Here is a 565-nt window from a genome sequence, read left to right on the forward strand (position 1 = left end):
GTTCATGGTGAAACTCCAGTGAAATTCAAAAAATGGGGACGAGGTACTTGGGAATACGAAAACGTGTGAACCGTGGATTCAACAAGAATCAACCACGCTCACCCGAAGGGATCTGGCCGGTGCGCACAGCATCCGCAGCCTGGCTGCGCACAGCAGCGCGGTCAGCGGTGGACTTGTAGGTCACCACACGCGAACCAGCAGGCTCGATGGAGCGGGTCTGTGCCACGGTAGCGGCTTCAGCAGCCACTTCAGCGCGGGTGCGGTTCGTGTCGAACTTGGTGGCGAACTGCGAAGCATCGGCTTCGTCGCCTGGGCACCGAAGAAGCGAAAGCGGCCACAGCGGCGATGGAGAGGAAACGTGCGGTGTTGTTCATGATGAAAATCCTTGAAGTTAAAAAAGCGTCTCAAAAAAACCGGAACAAAGAGCGAGAGAGGAAAGCTGCTTCAAACCGGGTTCGGTGAGTCGCCTTGCGGGTTCGGCTCATCGATGGGTTGAACTGTACGCGGGTGGAAGCGGAAGAAAAACCACCGGGTCGCAAACTAACTGTTCCAGTATTGGAAACAA

General features: G+C 55.6%; 1 pseudogene. It reads right to left on the reverse strand.

What is annotated here, in order from left to right:
* Positions 1-88: 88 nt before the first annotated feature.
* Positions 89-374 (reverse strand): annotated as a pseudogene (locus ARADN35_RS25815) (DUF4148 domain-containing protein).
* Positions 375-565 lie beyond the last annotated feature (191 nt).

It is taken from the genome of Acidovorax radicis N35, from assembly GCF_000204195.1.
Taxonomy (GTDB): Bacteria; Pseudomonadota; Gammaproteobacteria; order Burkholderiales; family Burkholderiaceae_C; genus Acidovorax; species Acidovorax radicis.